Genomic DNA, 22,010 nt, shown 5'->3' on the forward strand with positions numbered 1-22,010 from the left:
TGTCTGGCCTCCCGTGAGGAGTGCCCTTCCTGAGATCTGTCCGCCTGGGCCAGGTGGCCGACGCCGTTCCGGCCCGCCTTGGTGGCTTGATCAGAAGACTGTCCGACCCTTTGCGGTGACGCGGGTGTCGTGACTCATCACAGACCTGCCCTGATGCGACTTCCTCCCGGACCGGCGCCGGCCATCGACGGCCGGACCGTTCCGGAGCGAGGAAGGACACCGACCGTCGTGACTATCGTTGCGCACGCTCATCCGTTCGTCATCGGCGTGGACACCCACGCCAAGAAGCATGCCTTGTCGATCCTCGCGGCGCCGGTCGGCGAGGTCGTCGACGATGGGGAGTTCCCCACCACGACCGCCGGGATCGGCCGCGCGATCGCGTGGGCTGGCCGCCGCACGCGTGGAGGCCAGGACGTGCTGTGGGTGGTCGAGTGCTCCGCCACCTACGGCGCGCAGCTCGCCAACGCGGTGCGTGCCGCCGGCTTCCAGGTCGTCGAGGCCGCCCGCATGAGCGCCAGGGCCAGCCGCGGGGTGGGCAAGTCCGACCCGCTCGACGCTCGTCGGATCGCCGCCGCGGTCCTTCCGCTGGAGACCAGCAGGCTGCGCCGCCTGCGTGAGGGCCAGGGCGTGCGCGCCGCACTGCGCGTCGCGATCACCGCCCGCGACACCATGTCCGGCGAGCGCACCGCGGCCCTCAACACGCTGACGGCGCTGGCGCGCGTCATGGATCTGGGGATCGACGCCCGCAAGCCCTTGACCACCACCCAGGTCCTGGAGGCCTCGAGGTGGCGCACCCGGGCCGAGGACGTGGCCGCCGCGACCGCGCGCGCTGAGGCTGTCCGTCTGGCCAGACGCGTGGTCGAACTCGAGGACGACCTGACGGAGAACACCAAGACCCTGACCACCCTGCTCCGCCAGAGCCCCGCCCGGGTACTGCTCGAGATGCCAGGGATCGGCCCGGTGACCGCCGCGGTCGTGATGGCGGCCTGGTCCCACCCCGGGCGGCTGCGTGACGAGGCGGCCTTCGCCTCGCTCGCCGGGGTCAACCCGATCCCGGCGTCCTCCGGGAACACGGTGCGCCATCGGCTCAACCGCGGGGGCGACCGCCGCCTGAACCAGGCGCTGCACATGGCCGTGGTCGTCCGCATGCGCTGGGACACCGAGACCAAGGCCTACGTCGAGCGGCGCACCGCCGAAGGCCGCACCAAACGCGAGTTCCGCCGCAACCTCAAGCGATACCTCGCCCGCCAGGTCTACCGCGCACTCACCACCGCGTCCCGAACGCCAGCTCCAACGCTGACCCCTGCCGCCCCGACTTGCGGAACATAGAAGAATCTCAGGACATCGTGGACGAATGTGTCTCAAGACATCGTGCACATTCGTGTGTCTCAGGACTTCGTGGGCGGTTGGCGGGGGCCGTGCCAGGTTCCGGTCTGGGTGGGTCTGGCGTAGCGGTAGATCTCGGCGCCTGTGGTGTCGGTGATCGTGACGGTGTCCTGGCTCCAGGCGAGGGTGACCTTCTGCCCTTGGCGTGTGGTGGAGGCGTAGAACTTGCAGCCGAGCGCGCCGACGTATCCGCCCTTGGAGACGGTGCGTTCGACGGCGTCGGGTGCGCCGGCGGTCGGGGTCTGGGGGATGCTGGCGAGGGGGAACCCGTCCGGGTTGCGGGGGCCGTAGTACCAGCCCGTCGACGTCGGGCGCGGGTAGTGGGTCAGGGACTCGCCGTCGTGGGTGAGGAACTCGATGGTCGAGGTGTTCCAGACGACGCGCACGCTCTGGCCGGCGCGGTCGGTCGAGATGTAGAACAGGCAGCCCAGCATCGTGACCTGCCCGTTCGTGCGGACTCGGGCGTCTGCGGCGCCCTCGGGGCCGGGGCGGGTCAGGCGTGGGCGGCGCACGGGCGAGGCGGCCGGGCCTGGTGCTGGTGGGTTCGGGTCGATGGTCGACGGGCTGATGACCGCAGGGGGCCGGGCCGCTCGGGGCGGGACGGGCGGCATCCGCGGTTGCGGGGTCGGCTCCGGCGCTGGGGCGGTGGCGGCCCACGCCTCGGCCGGGGTGAGGCCGTCGATCGCCTGGTGGGCGCGCTCGTGGTTGTAGTAGGCGTCGAACTCGTCGACGAGCGCCTGCAGACCGGCGATCGTCTTCGCAGGTGGGCGTGCGTTGAGCCACTTCTGCAGGGTCTGGTGGAAGCGTTCGTTCTTGCCCTGGGTCGTGGGCTTGTCCGGCTTCCCGGTGATCGGCTTGACCCCGAGATCGATCAGGTAGTCGACGAGCTTGCCGGTGAACCCGCGCCGGGTGGGGCCCGACGCGAGCCCGTTGTCCGAGAGCAGGCGTTGCGGGACGCCCCAGCGGCGGATCGCGGTCGAGACGACTTGCACGGCGGCCTTCGCCGTCTCCCCGTCGGCGACGAGGGTTCCCACAGCCATGCGGGAGTGGTCGTCGATGACCTGATGGACCGCGACCGTGGTCCCGTCCGCCAGGGACCAGGTGAACGCGTCGATCTGCCAGCAGCAGTTCGGGGCCGGGTAGACGAACCTGCGGTTCGCCGCCCTCGGCCGCTTACGCGGCTCCGGCCTGGAGACTCCTGCGGCAGCGAACGCGCGAGCCAGCGTGGCGCGTGACGGCGGGTTCAGGCCCTGCCGGCGCATCCGCGCCCGCACCGACAGCGGGCCGGCGTCCAGGCCCTGCTCGACGAGCCAGGCGCGTACCGCGATCGCGTGCTCGACAACGCCCTCGTCGGTGCGTGTCGGGCTCGCGTGCGGCCGTCGTGAGCCCGGCTCGGTGGCTCCGACCGGCCCTACCTCAAGAGCCAACCGCCGGATCTTGTAGAACACCGACCGGCTGATCTCGTGCCGCTCGCAGAAGCGCGTCACCGCCCCCCGCTCGGCGTCTTCGGGCCAGTTCGCGATCGCCCACCGCACGTCCGCGGGCACGTGATTGAAGTCCATGCCCGAGACGACCACACGACCGATGTGTCCACGATGTCCCGAGACAGACTGTGCACGATGTCATGAGACAGAACCGTCCACGATGTCCTGAGATTCTTCTATGTTCCGCAAGTCGGGGCGGCAGGGGCGAGCGTTGGAACTGGCGTTCGGGACGCGGTGGTGAGTGCGCGGTAGACCTGGCGGGCGAGGTATCGCTTGAGGTTGCGGCGGAACTCGCGTTTGGTGCGGCCTTCGGCGGTGCGCCGCTCGACGTAGGCCTTGGTCTCGGTGTCCCAGCGCATGCGGACGACCACGGCCATGTGCAGCGCCTGGTTCAGGCGGCGGTCGCCCCCGCGGTTGAGCCGATGGCGCACCGTGTTCCCGGAGGACGCCGGGATCGGGTTGACCCCGGCGAGCGAGGCGAAGGCCGCCTCGTCACGCAGCCGCCCGGGGTGGGACCAGGCCGCCATCACGACCGCGGCGGTCACCGGGCCGATCCCTGGCATCTCGAGCAGTACCCGGGCGGGGCTCTGGCGGAGCAGGGTGGTCAGGGTCTTGGTGTTCTCCGTCAGGTCGTCCTCGAGTTCGACCACGCGTCTGGCGAGACGGACAGCCTCAGCGCGCGCGGTCGCGGCGGCCACGTCCTCGGCCCGGGTGCGCCACCTCGAGGCCTCCAGGACCTGGGTGGTGGTCAAGGGCTTGCGGGCGTCGATCCCCAGATCCATGACGCGCGCCAGCGCCGTCAGCGTGTTGAGGGCCGCGGTGCGCTCGCCGGACATGGTGTCGCGGGCGGTGATCGCGACGCGCAGTGCGGCGCGCACGCCCTGGCCCTCACGCAGGCGGCGCAGCCTGCTGGTCTCCAGCGGAAGGACCGCGGCGGCGATCCGACGAGCGTCGAGCGGGTCGGACTTGCCCACCCCGCGGCTGGCCCTGGCGCTCATGCGGGCGGCCTCGACGACCTCGTAGCCGGCGGCACGCACCGCGTTGGCGAGCTGCGCGCCGTAGGTGGCGGAGCACTCGACCACCCACAGCACGTCCTGGCCTCCACGCGTGCGGCGGCCAGCCCACGCGATCGCGCGGCCGATCCCGGCGGTCGTGGTGGGGAACTCCCCATCGTCGACGACCTCGCCGACCGGCGCCGCGAGGATCGACAAGGCGTGATTCTTGGCGTGGGTGTCCACGCCGATGACGAACGGATGAGCGTGCGCAACGATAGTCACGACGGTCGGTGTCCTTCCTCGTTCCGGAACGGTCCGGCCGTCGATGGCCGGCGCCGGTCCGGGAGGAAGTCGCTTCAGGGCAGGTCTGTGATGAGTCACGGCACCCGCGTCACCGCAGGGGTCGGACAGTCTTCTGATCAAGCCACCAAGGCGGGCCGGAACGGCGTCGGCCACCCAGCCCAGGCGGACAGATCTCAGGAAGGGCACTCCTCGCGGAGGCCAGACATCACAAGAGTCACGCCCGAGCCAGACGACCGACGCCATCCTCAGCAGCCAGTCCCAGACCAGCCACCCGAAGACTCACAGACTTCACAACCGCCCGCAGCCACCACCTAAAGTGCGCCAGAGCCGCAGACCGTACAGACCCAGGAGCAGCAGTGAGCGAGGTAGCGTGCTCCGGTGATTCCTGCGTCGGCAAACGAACGGCGTCCCATGGTCCGAGCCGCGACCTCGGACGATCTAGACGCAGTCCTCGACGTCGGGGCGCGGAGCTGGGATGCCACGTACACGTCCCTTGCCGGGGCTGAATATGTCCGCCGCGGGCTTGCGCTGTGGTGGAAGAGGCACGACATGCTGTCTGCGATCGTTGCTGGCCGCGTATGTGTGGTCGAGTCAGACGGGCGAGTCGTTGGGATGTTGCTCGGCGTCGTCGATGACGAGGTGTTGGACGTCTGGAAGCTCTACGTGGCCCCGGAAGCTCAGCGGGCAGGCGCGGGGTCGGCGCTGCTGCGAGCAGCGATCTCTCAGCACCGCGGCGATGTCCGCGCGGTTCGTCTCGCGTACAAGGACGGCAACGTCCGAGCGCGCGACTTCTACACAGGTCACGGTTTCGTTGAGACTCACCGAGGCCCTGATGACATCGGTGGTCCGGCCAACGTCTGGATGGCCCTGGACCTCGAGCGAGCCAGCACAGCACCCGCGTGATCCCTAGGTTTCGAAACGTCCAGAACTCGATTCTGGCGCGCCTCAGAATCGGTCGTTTGTTGGCAGAGCTCCGGGCCCTCGCCGCTGCGTAGGAACGCCGGTCAGCGTCGGGCGACGGCGCTGGCCCACACCCATGCCGAGTCCTTGCGCCCGTGCTTGTCGATGAACTCGACGTGGACTGCCCTTCGCGTCCAGGCGATCGCGTCGGCGTCGGTCTCAAATCGATCCCGCGCACGGTCACCAGCCCGCGCCTGCACAGGCAGGTGGCGGAGGAACCGAAGGTCGGGCGCACCCCGCCAGTCCCGATCGACGTTCACGCCGACGACGACGTCGACGACGCACTCAAGGTCCTACGCCTGAAGATGACCGCCGGCAGCCGCCGACGCCCGGACGCTCATCTTGAGCGGGGTCTCCTGCAGCCTCGGATTACGGCATCAGAGGACGTCCTGCGCGCTGCACCCGTGTGCTGACCGGCGAGGGTGCCCGTGTGATCGCCGTCGCCCGCAACGCTCCCGGCGACGGCGTGCTGCCGGAGGGCGCGGAGTTCGCTGCCGCCGACCTGGCCGACCCGGCAGCCGCCGCCCGCCTTGTGCAACGGGCGCTTGACCGGCATGGGCGCATCGACGGGTTGGTGAACAACGCCGCCCTGTTCGACACCCGCGACTCGTTCGCCGCTATCGAGGACGAGCTGTGGGCTGCGACGTTCGAGGTGAACCTGTTCGCCGTCGCCAGGCTCACCAGGATGGTGATCCCTGTCATGCGGGAGAACGTGGCGGGTGCGAGCATCGTTCATCTCGGCAGTGAGGCTGCCCGGATGCCCGATCCGACCATGGCTGCGTATGCGGCGTCGAAGGCGGCGGTGCTGTCGTTGTCGAAGTCCCTGGCGATCGAGCTCGGTGCGTCGGGTGTCCGTTCGAACGTCGTCTCGCCCGGCCCGACCCGCACCACGCTGTTCGACGCGCCCGGCGGGTTCGCCGATCAGCTCGCCGCCCGCTTCGGCACCGACCCGGATGCCGCAGTCGACCGGTTCATCCGGGAGGAGCGGCGCCTGCCGACCGGCAGGATCGGGCGGCCTGAGGACGTCGCCGGCGTGATCGCCTACCTCCTCTCGCCGAGAGCGACGCAGGTGACTGGTGCGGAGTGGTCGGTCGACGGCGGCGCACTGCGCCAGATCTGACAGGGCAGGCGCAGCATGACCACGATCACCGCCCTCGAGACGGCCTTCACGAGCACTGTCGCGTCTGACGGCACGCAGGTGCCGATCCTGACCCACCGCCCGAGCACGTCGTTGGGTCTGCTCGTGTGGGCGCACGGCGGCTCCTGGCAGCACGGCTCCGCTGCGGCCTGGGCGCCCGTGACCGCCGCGCTCGCCGCGCACTCCGGGTGGGCGCTCGCGTCGGTGGACTACCGCCTCGCGCCCGCGCACCGGTTCCCGGCCGCGGTGCTCGACATGCTCGCCGCGATCGAGTGGGCACAAGCCCACGCCGGAAACCTGCCGATCGTCATCGGCGGCGACAGCGCCGGCGGAACGATCGCCGCAATCGCCGCGATCGCGCGGCGCGACGCCGGCGGCCCGGTGCCGCCGCAACTTCTGGCGTATCCGCCACTCGACCCGAGCTGCGCCCGCCCCTCCTACACCGCCGTGCGGGGTGCTTTCCCGAATGCTGCGCAGCTGCGAGCCGCGTGGCGGTCGTGGCTCGACACCAGGACCCCGGATGCCCCGTGCCCGCCGGCACCACTCGAAGTACCGAGTCTGGCCGGGCTGGGACCGGTCGTGCTGGTGGTCGGCGAGGACGATCCGGTGCGCGACGACGTGACCGCCTACGCCGAACGGCTTCGAACCGGTGCGGTGCCGACCACCCTGCACCTGCTGCCGGGTGTGCCGCACGCCGACCTGCTGAACCCGGCCGGCACCGTTCTCCAGGCGGTCACCGCCGCGCTGAACGAACCCTCCGCTGTGTGAACCAAACCGATTCGTGGCGCCCGCTGCGGATCAACTCGCGAAGCATCTGGAAGGAACCCAGCCATGACCACCAACACCACTGCCGCGCCGGCACCGCTGGAGGCATTGACCCGGCACTTCATCGATCTGCGCGACGGAAACCACTTCGGCCATATCACCCGAGCCGGCAAGGAGTCCGTGTTCGCCGAGGCCGTACAACTCCTCGACTCCTCCGCCCGGCGAGTCCTGGCGGAGTTCAACGAGCACCTGCTCGCGGGCAGCGGGAAGATCCACGCCACCGGTCTCCACCGCGATCAGCGGGGCGGGCTGATCGCGTCCTGGCTGCTGACCTGGCCCGAGCAGCGGGCCGCGAGCATTGCCCCGATCAGCCTCATCGCTACCTACGGGGCGGGGTTCCATCACCCGCACCTGCGCGGCGCGACCCTCGGCGAGTGGCCGCTGAACGTGGCCGAGCCCGCCCATGCCGAGGAGCTCGTGCCGGTGCTGCGCACCATCGCCGGAGGTGACATCCACAATCTCGTGTTCCAGGTCGGTGGCGACTGGCGCCTCGTGCCCGGCGTCCACCCGGCCGCAGAGCAGGTGGCAACGGCATGAGGCTCTCGATCCTGGATCAGGTCCCGATCACCGACCACACTCCCGCAGTGAAGGCCGTCGACAGCGGTCTACGGCTCGCCGTCGAGGCCGAAGCGCTCGGCTACCACCGCATTTGGTTTGCCGAGCATCATCGCTCTGCGTCGTTCGCCAGCACCGCACCGGAGATGATGGCTGCGCTGGCAGCCGAGCGCACCACGCGAATCCGGGTCGGCACCGGCGGGATCCTGCTTCCCCTCTGTCCGGCGGAGAAGGTCGCCGAGGTGATGAGCCTGCTCACCCACGTCCACGGTGACCGGATCGACACCGGTGTGGGACGAGCGACGCTCGAGGACCCCTACTACGCCGCGAAGATCGCTGCTCTGGTCCGCAGCCTCGGCGCCGAGCATGACGAGGTACCGGGCGAACCGGCCAGCCGGGTGTGGGTGCTTGGCGCCGGAGGCTCGAGCGCACCCCTCGTCGGCCGCGTCGGAGCGGGCTACGCACACGGCCACTTCTTCGTCCCGCGCGGCGGCGAAGCAGCAGCAGCCGCCTATCAGGCCGCCGCTGGTGAGGACGGCCACTCCTCGCACACTGTGCTCGCGGTGCGCGCCATCACCGCCGAGACCTCCGAACGAGCTCAGGAGCTGGCCGGGGCGATGCTGTTGTGGCGAGCCCGCAAGGACCTTGGCCACGATGGCCCCGTTCCCTCGGTCGAGGCCCCCAGTCCCGGACCAGCCACCTGAAGACTCACAGAGTGAAGGTCGCCGCGAGGTCCGGTCTGAGCCCGACAAGTGCAGCAGCCCGTAGGGTGCGGTGGTGAACCTCGACCCCACAGAGATCCTTGTCGGTGGCCTGACGCGAGAGGCGTTGATGGATCGCCTGACAGTTGCCGGGGTCCGGCTGAACCCTCATGCCCAGGTTCTCCTCAACTCTGCAGCGTTCGACTGCGCGCCCTGAGCGACCCATCGTTGTGACGACCCGATCCGTCGCAGATCTCGGACTCACGCGGGGAGCGACGTACCTGACCATCTTCGACGCGGCGCGACGGCAAGGGCTCAGCCTCGGCCCCGTGGACACCGGTCCGTACCTGAGGCTCGCGTTCGACGATCAGGCGGCGGCGCCCGACGCCGTGATGCCGTCGGGGCGCGCACCCTCAGGCTCGGTCACGGTTGCGTCTGAACCGGTGGAGGCAGATCACGACTTCCCCAAGGGGTTCTACCTGCGTGTGGTCGATGGCACGGCGTGGCTCCGGGGGTACATGTGCGACAACCAGCATGTCTTCGCGCCGAACGACCGCTTCGCATTCCAAGCAGGTAGCGGCCAGGAGGACCAGCGAAGCCGGGCAGTGCTCGGTGGCATAGCACGAGGCGGGCCGTCGGCCAGGCGTTGCCAGTCCGGGGCGCTTGGTGACGACCAGCGGCTTATTGACGAGCCAGTGGTGCGCGCCGACTCTGGCAGCGAGGGATCGCCAATGGGCAGGACAGTCAGGGGGACGGGCTGAAGCTCTCGCGGTACTGGCGAGGGCTGACGCCGACGATCTGGCGGAAATGGGGGCGTAGCGCGATGGCGCTCGAGAACCCGACGGCGGCGGCCACGTGCTCGACGGGCAGCGTGGTTGTCTCGAGCAGGCGTTGGGCGGCGAGAATGCGCTGGTGCAGCAGCCACTGCAGGGGTGAGGTTCCCGTCGCCGCTCGGAAGTGCCGGTCGAGGGTGCGCCTGCTGGTGTTGAGCCGGGCTGCCAGCTGATCGACGGTGAGTGGGTGGTGGAGGTTGGCCAGCGCCCAATCGAGCAGGGCTCCGATCGTGTCGTCCCGGGGTCGGGGCGGCATGATGTCGACGAACTGTGCTTGCCCGCCCGCCCGGTGCGGTGAGACGACCATCCGTCGGGCGACAGCGCCTGCTGCGTGGGCGCCGTCGAGCCTGCGGACCAGTGCGAGACAGGCGTCGATCCCGGCGGCGGTGCCGGCCGAGGTGACGACCGTGTCCTCATCGACGTAGAGCACGTTGACGTCGACGTCCACGGCTGGGTACTTCTCCCGCAGCAGGGCGGCCCAGCGCCAGTGCGTGGTGGCTCGTCGTCCGTCCAGAAGCCCGGCAGCGGCGAGCACGAAGGCGCCGAGGCACAGGCCGACGATGGTTGCGCCGTCGTCGTGTGCGCGGCGCAGTGCCGCGGTCAAAGAGGCCGGCGGTGTGCGGTCGGGATCGCTCCAGGTGGGAACGACCACGATCCCGGCGCCATCGATGGCGTCGACCCGGTGGAGGTTGCCCAGTCCGATGCCCGCGGTCGTGGTCGGTGTCTCTGCGTCGTCGTCGGCGGCGACGGCGACGACCCGGTAGCGCGGCCCACCGGAGTCGGTGCGGTCGACGCCAAAGACGCTCAATGGGATCGCCGTCTCGAACAGTGGGGCTCCGTCGGACACGACGACGGCCACGGTGCGGGGATCGCGTCGCATCACGGCCTCTCGAACGGGTGGCGTGATTCTATCGATAGTCGGCGAACAAGCCGATGGTGTGCGGCGCGCCAGCCAAGGAGACTCGCCGCATGAACGAGCTCACCCCTCTTGATGGGCCAACCGTGCTGATCGACTTTTGTGATCTGCGGTTCGTGGTCGATCCCACGTTCGACAACGCGCAGGAGTACCCGGTCGGCGCGCGTTCCTTGCGCAAGACGACCGACAGCACGTGGCGGGTGGATCAAGTCGGGCCCCTCGACGCGGTCCTGCTCTCCCACGACCAGCACGTCGACAACCTCGATCACGGCGGTCGAGAGCTGCTCGCCCAAGCGCCGTTGACCCTGACGACACCACTCGCCGCCTCGCGACTCGCGGGCACGGCGCGGGGCCTGGATCCGTGGGAGGCCCTCACGCTCGGTGCGGTCACCGTGACGGCGGTGCCCGCCCAGCACGGACCGGACGGCACGGAGCACCTGACCGGACCCGTAACCGGGTTCGTGCTGCAGGCACGCCAAGCACCGACCATCTACATCAGCGGCGACAACGCCTCACTGGCAGTCGTCGAGGAGATCGGCGCCCGGTTCCCGAGCATCGATGTCGCAGTCCTGTTCGCGGGAGCCGCACACACCCCGCTGGTCGACGGGTCGCTGACCCTGACCAGCACCCAAGCCGCGCAGGCCATCATCCGGCTGGGCCGGCCCCGCACGCTCGCCATGCACACCGACGGCTGGGCTCACTTCACCGAGAACGGCGCGACGCTCCGTGCGGCGTTCGCGACCGCCGGCCTTGGTGACCTACTCCTGCCTACGCAGCCTGGGGACTCGGTGGCGATCTGATGGCACTGACTGACTGGACGGGATGGGCATCGGCTGTCATCCTCCTCGCCGCCTACCACGCTGGTACTCGCGGACGAGGGCAAGCCGTCCGGGTGCACATCGCGAACGCCGTCGGGTCGCTCGGACTTGGGTCGATGTCGGCGGCGCACCACGCATGGCCTTCTGTGGGCCTGAACGCGATATGGCTGATCATCGCAGCCGCCGCGCTGCGCAGCCGGCGGCTGCACCCCAACGCCGACGTCAAGCAGCCAACGGCTCGGCGGGCTGGTGTCGCACTCGAGGAGCCTGTAGCCCCGGCTGGGTCTGCCACGATTGCGTCATGACGGAACGACGCTCAGCTCTCCTCATTATCGATCTGCAGGTGGGCGTCATGCCCGGCTGTCATGACGGGGAGGGCGTCCTGTCCCGGGTTCGGACTCTCGTCAGCCGCGCGCGCGACGAGGGCGTCGCAGTCGTCTGGGTGCAACACCACGAACCCGGCCTTGAGGTTGGAAGTGCCGGCTGGCAGCTTGCGGGTGGTCTTCAGATCGCCGATGGCGAGCCGCTGATCAGGAAGGCGTACCGCGACGCGTTCGCGGAAACGCCCCTCACCGAGGTGCTGGGGTCGAGCTCGATCGGTCGCCTCGTCATCGTGGGCGCACAGTCCGACTACTGCGTGCGCACGACTGCGCAGGCCGCTGCGGCACGGGGTTTCGACGTCACCCTGGTGAGCGACGCGCACACGACGACGGACTCCGAATGGGGCGGCGTCTCGATCAGCGGCGAGCAGATCATCGCGCACACCAACCGGTACTTTGCGGGCTTGCGGTACCCCGAGCGGGAGTTCGCCGTCGCCCCTGCATCCGCCGTCGTGCTGAGTTGAGCACAACGTGACCTGCGTGGCTGCCGCAGCGCGCTTCGCGCCAACCGGCGACTCAGTCGTTCGCCGTCGACCTGAGAGACTCACGGCATGATGAGCGAGAACGGGACGCCGTACGCTTCGACCCAGCCTGGTCCCGCACGGTCGGCGACCGTCCACGTCGTCGTCGGGACAGCGATCTGCCTCGCCACCGTCCTGCTGTTCGCAGCCTTCTGGACCCAACTGCCGCCAGAAGTGCCGATACAGCTCACGATCGACGGGTCGCCGGGCAACACGCTGCCCCGAGCGGTCGCAGCGTTCGGCCTGCCGCTCGCAACCGCCACGGTCAACCTGCTCGCAGTCGCACGACACCCAGCCAAGGCCGGCGACCGCGTCTACAGGTACTACGTGACCCCCGCCGTCTCCATCGTGCTCAGCGTCGCAACCATCGTGATGGCACTGATGTCCTGATGTCCTGATGCAGATCCGTCACCGATGTCCTGAACCTTCTATGTCTTGTCAAGCCGGGGCGGGTGTCCCGGCGGCCGTGCTGGCGGCGGCTTCGTAGGCGGCGGTCAGGGTGCGGTGGATCTGGCGGGCGAGGTAGCGCTTGAGGACGCGTCGTATCTCACGTCTGGTGCGCCCTTCGGCGAGGCGTCGTTCCACGTAGGCCCGGGTTTCGGGGTCATGGATCATGCGGGTGACACGGTCACGTGGAGGGCTTGGTTCACTCGCCGGTCCCCGCCTCGGTTGAGCCGGTGACGAACGGTGTTGCCCGACGACGCCGGGATCGGGTTGACGCCCGCGAGGGAGGCGAACGCGGCCTCGTCACGCAGCCGCCCTGGGTGTGACCACGCGGCCGTCACGACGGCGGCGGTGACGGGGCCGATGCCGATCTTCTCCAGCAGCACCCTCGCTGGGGAGCGTTCAAGGAGTTCGAGGGTGTGCTTGGTGTTCTCGGCGAGCTCGTCGGTCAGGGCCGTGATCCGCTTGGCCATCCGCACGGGCTCGGCTCGGGCGGTGGCGGCGCCGACGTCCTCAGCGCGGGTCCGCCAGTGAGACGCCTCGACGATCTGCGCGTTCGTCAGCGGTTTGCGCGCGTCGAGCCCCAGGTCGACGGTGCGCGCCAGCGCGGTCAGCGCGTTGACGTAGCCAGTCCGCTCGGTCGTCATCGCGTCGCGAGACATGATCAAGACCCGCAACGCCGCACGTACCCCGTCCTCCCGGCGCGGGTGGCGCAGTTGATCGACCTGCAAAGGCAGGACGGCGGCAGCGATCCGGCGGGCGTCGAGCGGATCAGACTTGCCTACCCCACGGTGGGAGCGGGCGTCCATCCGGGCCGCCTCGACGACCTGATAGCCGCGGCGGGCAGCAACCGCTGCCAAGCGCGATCCGTAGGAGCCGGTGCCCTCGATCACCCACAGCACATCGAGGTCACCGCCGGTGCGGCGGGCCACCCAGTCCAGGGCTCGCGCCATCGCGGCCTCGGCAGCTGGGAACTGGGCGGCGTCCACCTGTTCGCCGGTGGCGGCGGCCAGAATCGACAGGACGTGGTTCTGGGCATGGGTGTCGACCCCGACGACGTACGGGTGAGCATGCGCGACGATTGTCACTGCGACTGGGTCCTTCCTTCCGGGAACAACGGGTCCGGCCGCAACGGCCGGCGCCGACCCGGGGAAGAGTCACTTCAGGGCAGCTCTGTGATGAGTCACGACGAGTCCGCGACAGCGGGGTCGGACAGCCTTCTGATCAAGCCACCGAGGTGGGCCGGGATGGCGCCGGCCACCCGCACCCACCGGACAGTTCAGGACCAAGGCACCACACGACGCGGGCCAGAGACACAACGAGTTACAGCAAGAGCAGACGACCAGCGCCATCCTCAGCAGCCAGTCCCGGACCAGCCACCTGAAGACTCACAGAGTGAAGTGCGACGGGGGCGGTGCGGTCTTGACTCAACGGTGGTCAGTTGGACAGCGTCGGCTCGGTGAGCAGGGCACGGAGCCGGGTACGCGTCGGTTTGTCGACGTCGAGCTCGTCGAGTGTGTCCTGAGATGCAGTAGCGAACGCGCGCACGTGTCCCTCGTTGGCGGAAAGCCATGTGTCCACTTGGTGTGTGGTCCACGTCGCCTGTCGGTCCTGGACAGGCTCGCCGTGGGCCGCGGTCCCAGCCATCGCTCGGACTGCCAGGGCGTAGTCGTGGAAGACGTCGTCAGCGTTGACGCCAGCATGGGCTAGGAGCAGTGCGCTGATCATGCCGGTGCGGTCTCGGCCGGCCGCGCAGTGCACGAGGATTCCCGGTTTGGCCTCGGCGACGGCCATCAGCGCGCGGCGGACGTGCTGAGGAAGGATGCGTACGTTGTGCTGCCAGTACTCGGGTGAGTCGAGGATGGGCATGCATACCCTGCGGAACTCCGGATGGCTTTGGTCTTCGGTTGGCGCTGAGATGACCGACACTTCGGCCGGCGGTTCGTCGCCCATGTCGCCCTCGCGTGAGCCGGCCTCGGGACCGTTGCGCAGATCGATGATCGATCGGATGCCCCACGCGGACGCCGCTTGCCAGCCTGCCGCTGTCACGGTCTCTCGTCGAGCTCCGCGAGCGATGCGCCGCGAGACTGTCCGACCGGTCGGCGAGAGCAGCGTTGGCAGCCCTCCAAGGTCCCGAAGGTTGCGGCCGCCGCCCCAGTGAAGTTCGCGCACCCGCGCACAGTACATTCGGCAGGCTCCACGGCGGAGAGGCCGTTCGCAGCGTGTGACGAGTTGGCAGAAGCCATCAGGTCGCACAACGGGTCGGCGTGGCGTTCCACTTGCCACTCATTGCTTCACTCAAGCAGATACCCAGAACACATGTTCGATACTGGATCCGTGACGGCAGACCGCGCGGCGACGCTCGCAGCTGCTCGCGCACTGCTGCGGCAGGCCGAGCAGCGCGTCGGCGTGACGTCACACGAACCGGAGCCGCTCCCCGACGCCGCGCCACAGACAGGCGGCCTCGACCTGCTCCTGCCCGCCGGCCTCCCATCCGGCGCCGTCTGCTCGGTCGTCGGATCGACGAGCGTCCTGCTAACCGTCCTGGCCGCCGCACAGACATCGGAACGATGGGTCGCCTTCGTCGGCATGCCCGCACTCGGCATGCTCGCCGTCGACGAGGCCGGCATCGACCTACGCCGCGTCGCGATCGTCCCCGACGTCGGCGCTCGCGGCACCGAGGTCGTCGCTGCGCTGCTCGACGGCGTCGACCACGTCGTCGTCGGCCCCGGCTGCGGACTGACGGCCGCTGATCGGCGCCGCCTCTTGGCTCGGGCGAGGGAGCGCGGCACCACCCTCGTCGCGACGACGCCGTGGGAGGGCGCCGCGCTCTCGCTCGAGGTCCACGGCACCAGGTGGTCTGGCGCCGAGGGCGGGCACTACTGGCTGCGAGAGGCCCGCTGGAACGTCATGCGCCACACCAAGGCGGACGGGGCCGGGGCCAGGTTCAGCCTCACTCGTGACGGTGAGGGCGGGCTCATTGTGCAGGCGCCCGCCCGGCGTCTTCACGTCGTGACCGGTGCCGCCTGACCTTGGGAGCCGCAGGTGATCTGTGCACTTGCTCGGGGGACCACCGGTTGGACAGCGCCGGAACTTGGATGTCTGACTTCACCCGCTGTGCGTTCAGGACTGTCGCGGCGCCGCCATAGGCTCCGCTGGTGCCTTGGCGTCCCGGATCCCACATCACGTCCCCTACGGCCGCCGAGGAGATGGCGGCCCACCACATGGTCAACGTGCTCGGCATCCGCGACGCCCGCCGGACGCCGACGGGACCCGATGGCGGGATCGATGTCGTCTCCAGGTCCGCCATCGCTCAGGTGAAGCGACACTCCGCACCGACCGGTCGCCCCGATCTCCAAAGGCTGGTGGGTGCACGAGGGCGCAGCGCGAGCCTGCGGCTCCTCTTCTACTCGGCTGCGGGCTACTCCGAGTCAGCGCGGCGGTACGCCGACGAGATGGACATTGCGCTCTTCACCTACGACATCACAGGCAATGTCGCGCCGCTGAACCGGCCCGCCAAGTCGATGCGTGCCAGCGCGTCCAGGTCCTCTGGTGGCGGCAGCGTCGTCGCACCGCGCGCCGCGTCCGCCCGCGCGCTGCCTCCGAAGCCCTCGAAGCACCCAGGTCGCCCAGGCCTCGGTTGGGTCGTGGCGGGAGTGCTCTTCGGCGGCGCGCTGGTGAACCGCATCGCTCGTCCCGATCCGTGGGGCTTCTTCGATGTCGTCGTCGCGGTGATCTGCCTTCTCGTCGTCGTCCTGGGGATCCACTCCATCGTCGAGCGTGTGAAGTGGAACCGGCGGAGCCGACAGGCTCGCGCGCTGAGAGCGGCGCCGCCGCTATCCGGAGTTCTGCAGCCGAAGTCGGAGACGTCGCGCCCCGCCGAACCGGCGGCGACCGGCGCCGTCGAGATCTGATCTGAAGCCCTCAAGGCTCGTCGTGCTCGAGGAGCACCTCGGCGAGCTCGCGCGCCTTTGCGCGGAGCACGGGGTCCAGGGCGGGACGCTCGGGCCAGCGACCCGCGACCCGGTAGAACATCGCATCGAGCTCGGCGAGACCCTCGGCATCGAACATGGCGGAACGGTACGTGCGCTAGCGCGGCCGCGGGCTTCGTCATCCACAGCCCGCCGTCGCCCGATTAGGCCGCCGGTTGGCGCCGTTGATGGAGCCAGATCGCGTGGTCGAGCGCCCGTTCCGTTGCGCCCAACCGGCTGGCGGCCGCCTTCACCGCGCTCTCGGCACGCTCCTTGGAGACCAGCACCGATGCGCCAACCGCTGCAGTGACGAACCGGCGCACCATCGTGTCGGCCTTGACGCCCTGGACCCCGGCCAGCATCAGGACGTAGTCCCACGAGACCGCCCCGAGGCCCCTCACACACCACGCCCGCCGCGCCGCGGCCTCGTCGGCACCACTCAGAGCCTCAGCCGTCTCGATGCCAATCTCGCGCAGCCGGCCAACGGCCTCGGCGAGGGCCTCCGACTTCAGCCGCGCACTGCGCGTGCCAGGAGCCTTCCCACGGTTCCCGAACAGCACCTCGGCAGCTACGGCCGGACCGCCAGCGTCGTCGACGGCCGCCAGGAGCTCGGACGCGCCGTCGCGCTCCGGATCGCCGCCCTGGCGCCGGCGGGCGACGCGGTAGCGATCGAGGACGCGGACGGTGGCCGAGTAGGGGCTCTGGAGTGAGTAGACCGAGTCGATCGCGCACAGCGCCAAGGAGTCGGGGTAGCCCGCTGGCTCCTGCCAGCCGGCGGTGGCGCCGAGCAGCTGCGTGGCTGCGCGCTCGACGTCGAGGGCATCGGAGGCGTCGGTCATGGTCGGACGCTACGCCGAACGCTGGCGCAGGCAGGAGTGCTGGCTGTCGTCGCCCGGGAGCTCGGCCACCCCTTCCCAGGCGCGCTCGTCGGCGGCGCGACCGGTCATCTTGCAGCCGGCCGCGTGCCAGACCCCGGCCGGCTGGTCGACGCCCTGCCGATCACGGAACGCGCGCTTGCGGACGAACGGTCCCTTGAGCGCGATCGCCTCGACCATGCGCTCTCGGGCCGACGCGTCATTGGGCACCTGGTGAGGTGCCGGCAGGCCGCCGGCCCTGCACTCGCTGCACAGCCGCCCGTCGTCGGGCAGCGTGTCCGTCCCCTCCCAGATCTCCGGCTGGCGCGCCTCGGCGACCCAAGGGCAGTCCGTCGCGTGCCACGGCCCGGCCCCTCGACTCGCGGTCGCCCGGCTGCGCACGTACGTCCCGAGCTTGGCGATCGCTGACTGGCGCTCGCGGCGCGTGGCGACCCGCGCGGCGACGTGCTCGGGGTGCTCGATGTAGTCCCGGAGCCACCAGGCGACGTGCTCTTCGTTGGGGCCGGACATCTCCGCGAGGTCTGCCGCGCGCGACAGGGCGCCGATCGCGACGTCGGGGACAGCGCTCACCATGTAGCGCACGACCTCGGGCCAGCTGCGCACCCGCGTCCCGAACTCCCGTCGCAGCTCGGTCGAGAGCTGCTCGATGTCGGCCTCGCTCAGAACGCCGTCAGGACTGGTCATGGCAGGAATCATCGCGCACCGCGGCGGGTCCGCCGGCGTCGCGGATCCGGACGCAGTGGAGCCCCGCCGCGGGGGGAGTGCAGCGGGGCTCCGGCGGGCGCTGGCCGGGTCAAAGGTACCCACGGAGGTAACAGGTTCCTCACCGACCATCGGTCCCACGCCGGCGATGCAGGACACCGGGTGGGTGGCGTTGACGCCCTCACCCAAGGAAGGTGCAGCCGCGCCCGCCGGGGTGACCTGACAGCGTCGAGTTCGACGCCGCGGGGACGGGCGGCATGGGGTGCCGGCGGGCGGTTTTCTGCCCCTCCTGGCGTGGGTGGGGGTGCGTAGCGTCGGTGACGACCAACCCACTGGCGGCCTGACCATCCGCCCTGGCTCCGAACGGAGTTTCGTCATGAGCGACCTCGCTGCGACCGTGACCGTGATCGACGCCTGCGGGCGTGCTGGTGTTCCCGTCCTGCTGCTGTCCGACCCCGGCATGGGCAAGTCGTCCCTGATTCGCGGCATCGCCGCCGCCGAGGGGGTGCCGTGCGAGACGGTGCTGGGGTCGATCCGCGAACCGGCAGACATTGCCGGCCTGCCCGTGGTGACCGACACCGGCGTCACGCTGTGCCCGCCCGAGTTCGCGCGTCGGCTCGCTGAGGCCGAGGCCGGGTACCTGTTCCTGGACGAGCTGACGACGTGCCCGCCTGCGGTGCAGGCCGTGATGCTCGCCGTGTCCCTCGACAAGACGGTGGGCGACCTGCGCCTGCCGGACGGGGTGCGGATCGTGGCCGGGGCCAACCCGCCCGACCGTGCCGCTGACGGCTGGGAGATGAGCCCGCCGCTGGCCAACCGCTTCTGCCACGTCACGTTCGCGCCGTCAGTGGACGAGTGGCTCGACGGCATGACGGTCGGCTGGGGTGCCCCGCCCGCCTCGCGGGCGATCACCGCTGACAAGACCCGCGTGGAGGCCGTCAAGGCGCTGGTGACCGGGTTCATCCGGCACAAGCCCGAACACCTGCACGCCTTCCCGCGCACCGCAGACGGGACGGGTGGGCCGTGGCCGTCGCGCCGCTCGTGGGCCATGCTCGCCGCCGCGCTCGCCAACGTCCGCGACGACGACGCCGCCGCCCGTCAGGCGCTCACCTTCGGGTTGATCGGGGAGGGCGTCGGTGTGGAGTTCCTGACCTGGTGCGACCACGCGGACCTGCCCGACCCCGCCGCCGTGCTGGCCGACCCCTCGATCGTGGACTGGACCGGGCGCCCTGACCGCGTGTGGGCCGTCCTGTCCGCCGTCGTTGGCTGGGCCGCGTCCGCCGCCACCGTGGACTCCTGGCGCAAGGCGTGGGGGCCGCTGCTCGCCACCGCCGATGCCGGTGCGCCCGACGTCGCCGCCGCCGCCGCACGCCCGCTGGCCGCGTGCCGACCAGCCGCTGCGAAGGTGCCCGCCGCCGTGCGCGACAAGTTCAAGCCCGTGCTCGACGCGGCCGGGCTGACCGGGCAGGCCGTGGCATGAGTTCCCTGAGTCAACCTCTAGGCGGCCAGGTTGTGGGTTTGTCCGGTTTTGACCTGGGTCTGGGTGGCGTGGTTGGTGGCGTCGTAGCAGACGCCGTCGCGCCAGCAGGCGTAGATCACGCGCAGCCAGGCGCGGGCGAGGATGCGTACGGCGTTCGCGTGGCGCTTGCCGGTGGCGCGGGCTTGGTCGTAGATGGCTGCGGCCCAGGGACTCGCGCGTCGGGAGTTGTCGGCCCAGAAGGTCAGGGCTTGGCGTGCACGGGTGTTCGTGGCGTAGCGGAACACCACGGCGTGGGACTTGCCCGAGGCGCGGGTGACGGGCACGACGCCGACTTCGGCGGCGGCCTGGTCCGCGGTGGTGACGCGTTCGAGGATGGGGCCGACCTCGCCGATGATCTGGCCGAGGCTGATGGTTCCCACGCGTGGCAGGGACGCGATCAGCGGTGCCCAGGGGTGGGCGGCGACCGCGGCGGCGATCTGGGTGTCCAGGGCGGTGATCGCGGTCTTGAGCGCGCGGATGACGGCGACCTGGGCGCGCACGATCACGGTGATGATCTCGGGCGTCAGGCGGGACGCGGGGAGGGGCGTTGCGCGCAGGCGCGCGACGAGCACGGCGGGCTCGACGCGTCCGGAGTACTGCTGACGGGCGAGCCAGTCCCGCATCCTGGCGGGGGCCAGGCCCTGGGCGGTGTGGGGTGCGGGGAACCGTTCGCAGAACGCCAGGGCGATGTCGGAGTCGAGGCGGGCGAAGACTTGCCCGGCGCCGGGCCAGTGCTCGGCCAGGAGTGCGGCGAGCTGGTTGGTGGCCGCGACGCGGGCGGTGACCTGGTCGGCGCGGGCACGGGTGAGTGCTTGCAGGTCGAGGGTGGCCTGCTCGGTCGGGCGCAGGGTGCGCAGGCGGTGACCGTCGGTGCGCAGGTAGTCGGCGAGCTTGAACGCGTCGCCGGGGTCGTCCTTGGCGCGCGCCGCGCCCCAGCGGGGACGGGCCGCGTTGAACGCGTTCGGGTGGATCGGTACGACCGGGTGCCCGGCGGCCAGGAGCCTGTCGACGGCCAGGCCACGGGTGGTCTCGATCGCGACCGGCAGGTCGCTCGGGCAGCCATGGGTAGCCAGCCGCGCGAGCGTCTTGCTGAAGCCTTCCTCGGTGTGAGGGCTCAGCCAGCCCGCGACTTCGTGGCCGTCGTCACCGATGACGCTGACCGCATGGGTGGTGTTGCCCCAGTCCCAACCGACGTGCACGTGTCTACTCCGCACCTGCCAAAGGAGCACCACTCGGTGAAGGTCGTCCGCCGGAAGCTCACTGCTCGGCCCTCTGCGGGGCATGTTCCTGACGCCGATCGGACGGCCTCGGCCCGGCAGGGCCGGCAGAACTCATGCTGGCCGTCGAGCGGCACGCGCAGATGGCCGTGCACCCGCCGGGACCGAGTGATCACGACCCTACCGATCAAGGCCGCAGAGAGGATGGTCCTCCAGTGAGCGCCCCGACCCGCCCCCTGACCAGCGACGAGCGCGAGGCGTTCCGGCTCGGACGCCTCGTGGCCGCCGAACGCGCCCCGTACTTCATGCACGCGCTGTTCGCCGTCTCGCCCGTCGCCGCCCCCGGCCTGGACACGTTCGCCGTGGACGGCGCCTGGCGCCTCTACCTCGACCCCGACCTGCTCACCGGCCCGAACCGCTGGGACTCCACGACCATCGGCGCCGTCCTGCTGCACGAGGTAGGCCACCTGCTGCGCGACCACGCCGGACGCGCCGCCAACCTGCCCAACCCGAGGCACAACCTGGCCTGGAACCTCGCCGGGGACGCCGAGATCAACGACGACCTGCTCGCGGCCGGTATCCCGCTGCCCGCAGACTGCGTCACCCCCGGCGCGCTCGGCTGCGAGGACGGCGACCTCGCAGAGACGTACTACGCCCACCTGGTCCCGCCCACCGGCGCCCCGCCCGCCCTGCCCGACGACGGCTCGGCAGGGTGCGGCTCCGGGTCCGGCTGCCCACCCGCCCCCGGCGAACTCCCGGCAGGCGTCAACCTGGACGACGGCACCGCCGCCCCCATCACCGCCGCCGAGGGCGACCTCGTGCGCCGCCGCGTCGCCAACGCCGTGCAGGAAGCCGCCCACGCCAAGGGACGCGGCTCCGTCCCCGCTGGGCTGTCCCGCTGGGCATCCGACGTGCTCGCCCCGCCCACCGTGCCCTGGGAGCGCGTGCTGCGCGCCGCCGTGCGCCGTGCCGTGGCCGACCGCGCCGGACGGGTCGACTACACCTACTCCCGCCCCTCCCGGCGCCGCCTGCCGCGCATCATCAAGCCCGCCATGCGCGCCCCCTCCGTGATCGTGTCCGTCGTCGTGGACACGTCCGGCTCCATGGGCCAAGCCGACCTGACCGCCGCCATGAGCGAAGTTACCGGCGTCCTGCACGCCTCCGGCGTCGCCCGCGAACACCTGCGCCTGCTGTCCGTGGACGCCGCCGCCACCAAGCCCCAACGCATCCGGTCGGTCGCAAGCATCAACCTCACCGGGGGCGGCGGCACCGACATGCGCGTGGGCATCGCCGCCGCCGAGGCCGCAACCCGTGCGCCCCACGTCGTGATCGTCCTGACGGACGGATTAACTGCACCTGTCAAGCGGGAGGGCAGTTACGTTAGGAGGGACGTCATTCCGTGCAACGGCATTGAGGCGTGGGTCCTCGTCCGCCAGTAGCCCTGGCGAGACCTGTCGTAGTGACGTC

At 70.5% G+C, this 22,010-nt stretch carries 24 protein-coding genes and 1 pseudogene; 16 read left to right on the plus strand and 9 right to left on the minus strand.

Features of this window, described 5'->3' with window-relative positions:
- The first annotated feature begins 228 nt into the window (after window positions 1–228).
- Window positions 229–1,329: an IS110 family RNA-guided transposase gene (locus EV386_RS04775; RefSeq protein ID WP_130412800.1), complete on the plus strand. Its 1,101-nt coding sequence runs from the start codon at window positions 229–231 to the stop codon at window positions 1,327–1,329.
- A 59-nt stretch (window positions 1,330–1,388) separates the two neighbouring features.
- Here EV386_RS04775 and EV386_RS04780 read toward each other — a convergent pair whose 3' ends face one another.
- Together EV386_RS04780 and EV386_RS04785 are read right to left on the minus strand one after the other, a co-directional pair.
- Window positions 1,389–2,948 (minus strand): integrase core domain-containing protein, encoded by a 1,560-nt coding sequence (locus EV386_RS04780; protein WP_130412802.1) that lies wholly within the window; start codon window positions 2,946–2,948, stop codon window positions 1,389–1,391.
- Between the two features lie 98 nt (window positions 2,949–3,046).
- Window positions 3,047–4,147 (minus strand): IS110 family RNA-guided transposase, encoded by a 1,101-nt coding sequence (locus EV386_RS04785; protein WP_130412804.1) that lies wholly within the window; start codon window positions 4,145–4,147, stop codon window positions 3,047–3,049.
- Window positions 4,148–4,579: 432 nt separating this feature from the next.
- On the opposite strand from EV386_RS04785, the gene EV386_RS04790 reads away from it, so the two are divergent.
- The 7 genes from EV386_RS04790 to EV386_RS04820 all read left to right on the plus strand — a co-directional run bounded on the left by EV386_RS04790 (window position 4,580) and on the right by EV386_RS04820 (window position 9,108).
- Entirely contained in the window at window positions 4,580–5,071 is a 492-nt protein-coding gene (locus EV386_RS04790) for a GNAT family N-acetyltransferase (protein ID WP_130412806.1), read from the plus strand.
- A gap of 463 nt (window positions 5,072–5,534) precedes the next feature.
- Window positions 5,535–6,248, plus strand: a complete 714-nt coding sequence (locus tag EV386_RS04800) for an SDR family oxidoreductase (RefSeq protein ID WP_278025419.1) — start codon at window positions 5,535–5,537, stop codon at window positions 6,246–6,248.
- Window positions 6,249–6,263: 15 nt separating this feature from the next.
- Entirely contained in the window at window positions 6,264–7,034 is a 771-nt protein-coding gene (locus EV386_RS04805) for an alpha/beta hydrolase fold domain-containing protein (RefSeq protein ID WP_130412812.1), read from the plus strand.
- Window positions 7,035–7,097: 63 nt separating this feature from the next.
- Window positions 7,098–7,628: a hypothetical protein gene (locus tag EV386_RS04810; RefSeq protein ID WP_130412814.1), complete on the plus strand. Its 531-nt coding sequence runs from the start codon at window positions 7,098–7,100 to the stop codon at window positions 7,626–7,628.
- Window positions 7,625–8,350 (plus strand): LLM class flavin-dependent oxidoreductase, encoded by a 726-nt coding sequence (locus EV386_RS04815; RefSeq protein WP_130412816.1) that lies wholly within the window; start codon window positions 7,625–7,627, stop codon window positions 8,348–8,350. The genes EV386_RS04810 and EV386_RS04815 overlap by 4 nt, the downstream gene beginning before the upstream one ends.
- A gap of 73 nt (window positions 8,351–8,423) precedes the next feature.
- Entirely contained in the window at window positions 8,424–8,564 is a 141-nt protein-coding gene (locus EV386_RS18225; RefSeq protein ID WP_165399842.1) for a hypothetical protein, read from the plus strand.
- 112 nt (window positions 8,565–8,676) lie between these two features.
- Window positions 8,677–9,108, plus strand: a complete 432-nt coding sequence (locus tag EV386_RS04820; protein WP_130412818.1) for a hypothetical protein — start codon at window positions 8,677–8,679, stop codon at window positions 9,106–9,108.
- Here the strand turns inward: EV386_RS04820 and EV386_RS04825 are convergent.
- Window positions 9,092–10,060 carry a GlxA family transcriptional regulator gene (locus EV386_RS04825; protein WP_130412820.1) on the minus strand — a complete coding sequence of 323 codons (969 nt, stop codon included), beginning with the start codon at window positions 10,058–10,060 and terminating at the stop codon, window positions 9,092–9,094. The two genes, EV386_RS04820 and EV386_RS04825, sit on opposite strands and share 17 nt — an antisense overlap.
- A gap of 89 nt (window positions 10,061–10,149) precedes the next feature.
- On the opposite strand from EV386_RS04825, the gene EV386_RS04830 reads away from it, so the two are divergent.
- The 4 genes from EV386_RS04830 to EV386_RS04840 all read left to right on the plus strand — a co-directional run bounded on the left by EV386_RS04830 (window position 10,150) and on the right by EV386_RS04840 (window position 12,205).
- Window positions 10,150–10,896: an MBL fold metallo-hydrolase gene (locus EV386_RS04830; protein ID WP_130412822.1), complete on the plus strand. Its 747-nt coding sequence runs from the start codon at window positions 10,150–10,152 to the stop codon at window positions 10,894–10,896.
- Window positions 10,896–11,219, plus strand: coding sequence for a CBU_0592 family membrane protein (locus EV386_RS19025; RefSeq protein ID WP_479729371.1), 324 nt, complete (start codon window positions 10,896–10,898; stop codon window positions 11,217–11,219). Before EV386_RS04830 ends, EV386_RS19025 begins: the two co-directional genes overlap by 1 nt.
- Window positions 11,216–11,758: a cysteine hydrolase family protein gene (locus tag EV386_RS04835; RefSeq protein ID WP_130412824.1), complete on the plus strand. Its 543-nt coding sequence runs from the start codon at window positions 11,216–11,218 to the stop codon at window positions 11,756–11,758. Before EV386_RS19025 ends, EV386_RS04835 begins: the two co-directional genes overlap by 4 nt.
- Before the next feature lie 87 nt (window positions 11,759–11,845).
- Entirely contained in the window at window positions 11,846–12,205 is a 360-nt protein-coding gene (locus EV386_RS04840) for a DUF1648 domain-containing protein (protein ID WP_130412826.1), read from the plus strand.
- A 48-nt stretch (window positions 12,206–12,253) separates the two neighbouring features.
- On the opposite strand, the pseudogene EV386_RS04845 reads toward EV386_RS04840, so the two are convergent.
- Both EV386_RS04845 and EV386_RS04850 read right to left on the minus strand, forming a co-directional pair.
- Window positions 12,254–13,347, minus strand: a pseudogene (locus tag EV386_RS04845) (IS110 family RNA-guided transposase).
- A 349-nt stretch (window positions 13,348–13,696) separates the two neighbouring features.
- Window positions 13,697–14,446 (minus strand): tyrosine-protein phosphatase, encoded by a 750-nt coding sequence (locus EV386_RS04850; protein WP_130412828.1) that lies wholly within the window; start codon window positions 14,444–14,446, stop codon window positions 13,697–13,699.
- 150 nt (window positions 14,447–14,596) lie between these two features.
- Between EV386_RS04850 and EV386_RS18230 the strand changes: the two genes are divergently transcribed.
- Both EV386_RS18230 and EV386_RS04865 read left to right on the plus strand, forming a co-directional pair.
- Window positions 14,597–15,289 (plus strand): hypothetical protein, encoded by a 693-nt coding sequence (locus EV386_RS18230; RefSeq protein ID WP_165399843.1) that lies wholly within the window; start codon window positions 14,597–14,599, stop codon window positions 15,287–15,289.
- A 128-nt stretch (window positions 15,290–15,417) separates the two neighbouring features.
- The gene (locus EV386_RS04865) at window positions 15,418–16,173 is read left to right on the plus strand and encodes a restriction endonuclease (RefSeq protein WP_130412835.1); all 756 of its coding nucleotides are present in this window, start codon (window positions 15,418–15,420) and stop codon (window positions 16,171–16,173) included.
- Between the two features lie 10 nt (window positions 16,174–16,183).
- Here EV386_RS04865 and EV386_RS18235 read toward each other — a convergent pair whose 3' ends face one another.
- The 3 genes from EV386_RS18235 to EV386_RS04875 all read right to left on the minus strand — a co-directional run bounded on the left by EV386_RS18235 (window position 16,184) and on the right by EV386_RS04875 (window position 17,789).
- Window positions 16,184–16,330, minus strand: coding sequence for a hypothetical protein (locus EV386_RS18235; RefSeq protein ID WP_165399844.1), 147 nt, complete (start codon window positions 16,328–16,330; stop codon window positions 16,184–16,186).
- A 64-nt stretch (window positions 16,331–16,394) separates the two neighbouring features.
- Window positions 16,395–17,069 carry a hypothetical protein gene (locus EV386_RS04870; protein ID WP_130412837.1) on the minus strand — a complete coding sequence of 225 codons (675 nt, stop codon included), beginning with the start codon at window positions 17,067–17,069 and terminating at the stop codon, window positions 16,395–16,397.
- A gap of 9 nt (window positions 17,070–17,078) precedes the next feature.
- Window positions 17,079–17,789 (minus strand): hypothetical protein, encoded by a 711-nt coding sequence (locus EV386_RS04875; RefSeq protein ID WP_242607834.1) that lies wholly within the window; start codon window positions 17,787–17,789, stop codon window positions 17,079–17,081.
- A gap of 394 nt (window positions 17,790–18,183) precedes the next feature.
- On the opposite strand from EV386_RS04875, the gene EV386_RS04880 reads away from it, so the two are divergent.
- Window positions 18,184–19,287, plus strand: coding sequence for an AAA family ATPase (locus tag EV386_RS04880; protein WP_130412841.1), 1,104 nt, complete (start codon window positions 18,184–18,186; stop codon window positions 19,285–19,287).
- Window positions 19,288–19,304: 17 nt separating this feature from the next.
- On the opposite strand, the gene EV386_RS04885 is transcribed toward EV386_RS04880, so the two are convergent.
- The gene (locus EV386_RS04885) at window positions 19,305–20,525 is read right to left on the minus strand and encodes an IS110 family RNA-guided transposase (RefSeq protein ID WP_130412843.1); all 1,221 of its coding nucleotides are present in this window, start codon (window positions 20,523–20,525) and stop codon (window positions 19,305–19,307) included.
- Between the two features lie 233 nt (window positions 20,526–20,758).
- Here EV386_RS04885 and EV386_RS04890 point away from each other — a divergent pair, with 233 nt between their 5' ends.
- The gene (locus EV386_RS04890) at window positions 20,759–21,982 is read left to right on the plus strand and encodes a vWA domain-containing protein (protein ID WP_242607835.1); all 1,224 of its coding nucleotides are present in this window, start codon (window positions 20,759–20,761) and stop codon (window positions 21,980–21,982) included.
- Window positions 21,983–22,010 lie beyond the last annotated feature (28 nt).

Source organism: Xylanimonas ulmi (assembly GCF_004216535.1).
GTDB classification, from domain to species: domain Bacteria; phylum Actinomycetota; class Actinomycetes; order Actinomycetales; family Cellulomonadaceae; genus Xylanimonas; species Xylanimonas ulmi.